General features: G+C 47.2%; 4 protein-coding genes. All 4 read right to left on the minus strand.

Features of this window, described 5'->3' with window-relative positions; genetic code table 11:
• The coding region (locus ACYQ4S_RS11005) for a LysM peptidoglycan-binding domain-containing protein (protein ID WP_459771151.1) at positions 1 to 1348 on the minus strand (1348 nt) is incomplete at its 3' end.
• A 619-nt stretch (positions 1349 to 1967) separates the two neighbouring features.
• Positions 1968 to 2210 (minus strand): hypothetical protein, encoded by a 243-nt coding sequence (locus tag ACYQ4S_RS11010; RefSeq protein ID WP_459771153.1) that lies wholly within the window; start codon positions 2208 to 2210, stop codon positions 1968 to 1970.
• A gap of 12 nt (positions 2211 to 2222) precedes the next feature.
• Complete coding sequence (locus ACYQ4S_RS11015; RefSeq protein WP_459771155.1) at positions 2223 to 3218, minus strand: hypothetical protein; 996 nt, start codon at positions 3216 to 3218, stop codon at positions 2223 to 2225.
• 45 nt (positions 3219 to 3263) lie between these two features.
• A complete protein-coding gene (locus ACYQ4S_RS11020) occupies positions 3264 to 4103 on the minus strand; it encodes a hypothetical protein (RefSeq protein ID WP_459771157.1) in 840 nt (279 codons plus the stop codon).
• Positions 4104 to 4245 lie beyond the last annotated feature (142 nt).

Here is a 4245-nt window from a genome sequence, read left to right on the forward strand (position 1 = left end):
GTGTTGGCGCTGGTGTTGCCTGTGCTCCACCCACAACCAATCGTTGACCAATTTGAATCACGTCACTGCTTAGATTGTTCAACCGTCTTAAGTTAGCTACCGTTGTATTGTTTGCAACGGCAATATGCGACAAAGTGTCCCCACGTACAACCGTATGGGTCGTTTGGTTTGAAACCGGTGTTGGTGTTGGTGTTACCCGTGCTTCGGACACATGTGTCACATGTGTATCGAAACGTGTTAAATCATATAATGCAATGATGTTATTCAATTTGCTGGCATACATTGGATCGGTTGCGAATCGCCCTTGTAACCATGCCGTCGCATCACGGTAGCTGGTTGTGTTTTCAACCCATGTGCCGGAATAAAATTCGCTGTTCCAACTCAAACCATTTCGGAGCAATCTCCCGTAGTCTCTAAGGGAGGCTTCAATATTCGGGTACCGTCTGAAGCGCTCAGTAACCGTAATCCATCCGCCTTGTGCGGGAATGTATTCTCTTGTAGGTAACGCAACGTATGCCCCTTGGTATCGGCCTTTTATGCCAAACAAGTTGTAGTTAGGTCCTCTGGATAATCCACTACGCCCAAAGCCGGATTCTAAGGCCGCTTGTGCAATCATGACCGACGCATACAAATTAAATTCCTTAGCCACGCGCTGTGAGGGACCCGCGATCATATCGATAAACTCTGCATGTGTTTGTCTCACCGGCGTTGCTAGCGCGTTGGTGACGGACTCGGCACCCTCACGTATCGTCAAACGTTGACCTACGACAATGTGGTTAACGTTTTGGATATTATTCAATTGTGCAATATTAGACACCGTTGTCCCATACGTTTGTGCAATACGTGCGAGTGTGTCACCTGAGCGAACCACATGGAACGTCGCGTTGGCCGTAGGGTTTGCGGTCGCGTTGGCCGTAGGGTTTGCGGTCGCGTTGACCGTAGGGTTTGCGCTTTGTGTTGCGGTCGCGTTGGCCGTAGGGTTTGCGCTTTGTGTTGCGGTCGTAAGCGAGAACGTGCGCACTGACGGCGTTTCAGTCGTGTCTTTTGTATTGGCAGCCTCTTCAACAACCACATTTTCTTCTGCTTTTGGTTCTGCTTCAACAACCACTTCTTCTGCTTCTGGTTCAGCTTCAACAACCACTTCTTCTGCTTCTGGTTCAGCTTCAACAACCACTTCTTCTGCTTCTGGTTCAGCTTCAACAACCACTTCTTCTGCTTCTGGTTCAACGTCTTCGATTGCATCAACAATTTCATCAGCTTCTGCATCGTCTACGTCACTATCTACTCGACCAAGTAATGCATTAAAAATCGTATCCAATTGATCAACCGATAATCGGTCACGGTCCACTTGCTCAAAAATACTTTCGCCACCGGAATCTTCAATCAACTGAATTAATTGATCTTTGATTGCCTGTAATTCATTTAGGTAATCGGATGTCTCGTTGTCATCATATGTATGATCCGAGTCGTGGGCTGATTGTAACGCTGTATAGTGTTCATATAACTGCGTCAATTCGACAGAATCTTGTTCAATCGACTCGGCCGATACCGAACCTGCAAATCCTGTCAATACAATCACACTAGCCAACACACTTGAGGACCGGGTCGCTACTTTTTTATAACGCGACGATTTGTTCACCGCGTGTTTAGAGAAAACTGATTTTACCATTCGTATCACTCCTATATATCCATTTATGTTTTATGTTTGTTATCACGCTAAATTTAGTGTGAGCGTCACCACATTAACCCTATTATACCGTGCTCAGAACCGTTTGAATAGACGGTTAGCGTGTAATGTTTGATACCTGACTGTAACAATAAAGCAAACAAAAACCCCGCATCTATATGCAGGGTTTGTTACGCGTGTTCAACTGGAGCGTCAAGGTGAATGTGTACACTTGCCCCCTGAATGTGTCGGTGGTTTTTGCATTGTCTACGCGCCACCATCGTCTTCTATACGAGTTCTCTTAGCTAACAACCCGTATAGATGTATCACTATTTTCATACGGGATATCTCTAGGTGCACCCCATGACACCTCTTCGGACTCCTGTTCTACATCGTCCGCGTTTGAATAGGCGCTCCATAACAGCAAAAGCGCCCCTAACCCTATAACAATCAAGGACACGGTCATCGACCATGTGTACCATTTGGGTTCCTTATCCGGATGACTCGGTTTTTCTAATGCTCTGTTTCGGTCTTTATCTTCCATCGCCATCTCTCCTTACTTACGTAACACAATGCCATTTGATGTGACGGTTTGAACCGTTGATGACGTTGTCCCACTAACAGCTGACCATGCACCCCATGTTGACCCGTTATGTGTTCTAATACGACTTAATGGGCTACCGGTTGCACTTGCATTCCATGTAATATCGACATTCCCATTCGTCCACGCTGTTGGTGATTGCGTACTGCTTGCATTGGGTAAAATTTTATCAATATTTGTTACGGTATGAGACCGTGTTGACGTGTTCCCAGCATGGTCTTCTACTTCAAAGGAATAGGTGCCGTTTGACGTGACTGTTTGAGTCGTTGTCGAGCCATTCACCCATGTGCCGCCCGATTGCCTTACTCGTCTGACACCTGAACCACCGGTATCCGTCACATTAAACGTCAAGGTGACATTCTGATTTGTCCAACCTGTCGGCGTCTGAGAAATCGAACCACTTGGTACAGCTTTATCTATACGGTTAACCGTCGCTGACACGGTTCGTGTGTTCCCGGCATGGTCTTCTACTTCAAATGAATAGGTTCCATTTTCTGTTGCTATTTGAGTCGTTGTTGACCCATTCACCCATGTGCCACCCGCAATTCTTACACGTCTCACACCTGAGCCACCGGTATCTGTTGCATTAAACGTTAAGGTTGCGTTTGTATTCTGCCATGCGATTGGGTTACCTGTAATCGTGCCATCAGGTGCGGTATTATCAATACGCGTCACATTTGCACTTACTGTACGTGTATTCCCAGCATGGTCTTCTACCTCAAAACTGTAGGTTCCATTTGCGGCTGCGGTTTGAGTCGTTGTTGACCCATTCACCCATGTTCCGCCCGCAATTCTTACACGTCTAACACCTGAACCACCGGTATCTGTTGCATTGAATGTTAGTGTCGCATTCTGGTTTGTCCAGCTTGTCGGATTACCTGTGATCGTGCCATCAGGTGCGGTATTATCAATACGGTACGGGCCAAAACGCTCAGTTGTGACACGTCCCACGTTATCTACAGCGCGTGCATGTAAGTACCATGTTCCCTGTGTTGACTACGTAACGGGACCGCTGTAATTTGTCCAGTTTGTCGGTGTGACTGTCGATGTTGACCATGCAAATTGTCTCGTCGCAATCCCTGATTCAGCATCCGCATGTGTCAAAGCAACGGTTACATTGCTATTACCCCATGCACTTGACGCCGGGTTTGCTGAAATGGTTGGCGCTGTGGCATCTGTTCGGATGCGTTGATTAGATGTTGTCCATCCTGTACCATGTCCCACATTATCGCCGTGGAGTGTCTCTATATTGATGGTTCGATTCCCCGCGTTGCTATTGACGCTTACATTAAAGTGATAACGTGTTGTCCAGCCCCAGTTATCGACTCTTCCGCCCGTAATGGTCGTTGTATCACCCGTACGCTGGTATTGATCCGTACCTTGGCCCAATGTCCAAAAATGACGCGCGCGATTGTCGTGTCCATTACTAAAAAGACGTATGTTGGATTGTCTCATTCGCGAATCTCTATCATATCCTTGTGCTTCAACAACGATGTTGTCTCCCGGTCGGATCCAGTGGTCATTCCCGTTGACGTAACGGGCATTAAATACCGTTGCACCATGATCGGTCGGCACCACACCATCCACATTTAGGAATTTACCACTAGCCACATACCCATGGTTTCGACCATTCGCCGAGCGGGCATAGGTGTTGAACTGATGACGGGTACCGTGCGTATTCCCTCGAACATTAAACGTTGTAAAAAGGTCTCGGTGATCAGTTGTACGCGAGAACCCATTTCTGGATATGGTGAGGTGTGCGTGTGCCCTGTCATTTGAATAAACACCATTATGGTTCATATTGCCTTGGACGGTACTGCTACCCGTCATTCTCATGAAGTTGATCGTGACTTGAGACTCCCACGGCTAAAGCCGCAAGCCCGAACCTTTCGGTTTGACGGGTGGGATTCTTGAGTGCTTGTACGAACGCAGTCCATTTCTGTTTTGTTCAAGCCTCAAGGTGAGGGCATCTCATTGC

Source organism: Alkalibacterium sp. s-m-28 (assembly GCF_054658175.1).

Coding starts and splice junctions, on each gene's coding strand:
- ACYQ4S_RS11010 (WP_459771153.1), bottom strand. CDS start 2,210: ATGGAAGATAAAGACCGAAACAGAGCATTAGAAAAACCGAGTCATCCG.
- ACYQ4S_RS11020 (WP_459771157.1), bottom strand. CDS start 4,103: ATGAGAATGACGGGTAGCAGTACCGTCCAAGGCAATATGAACCATAAT.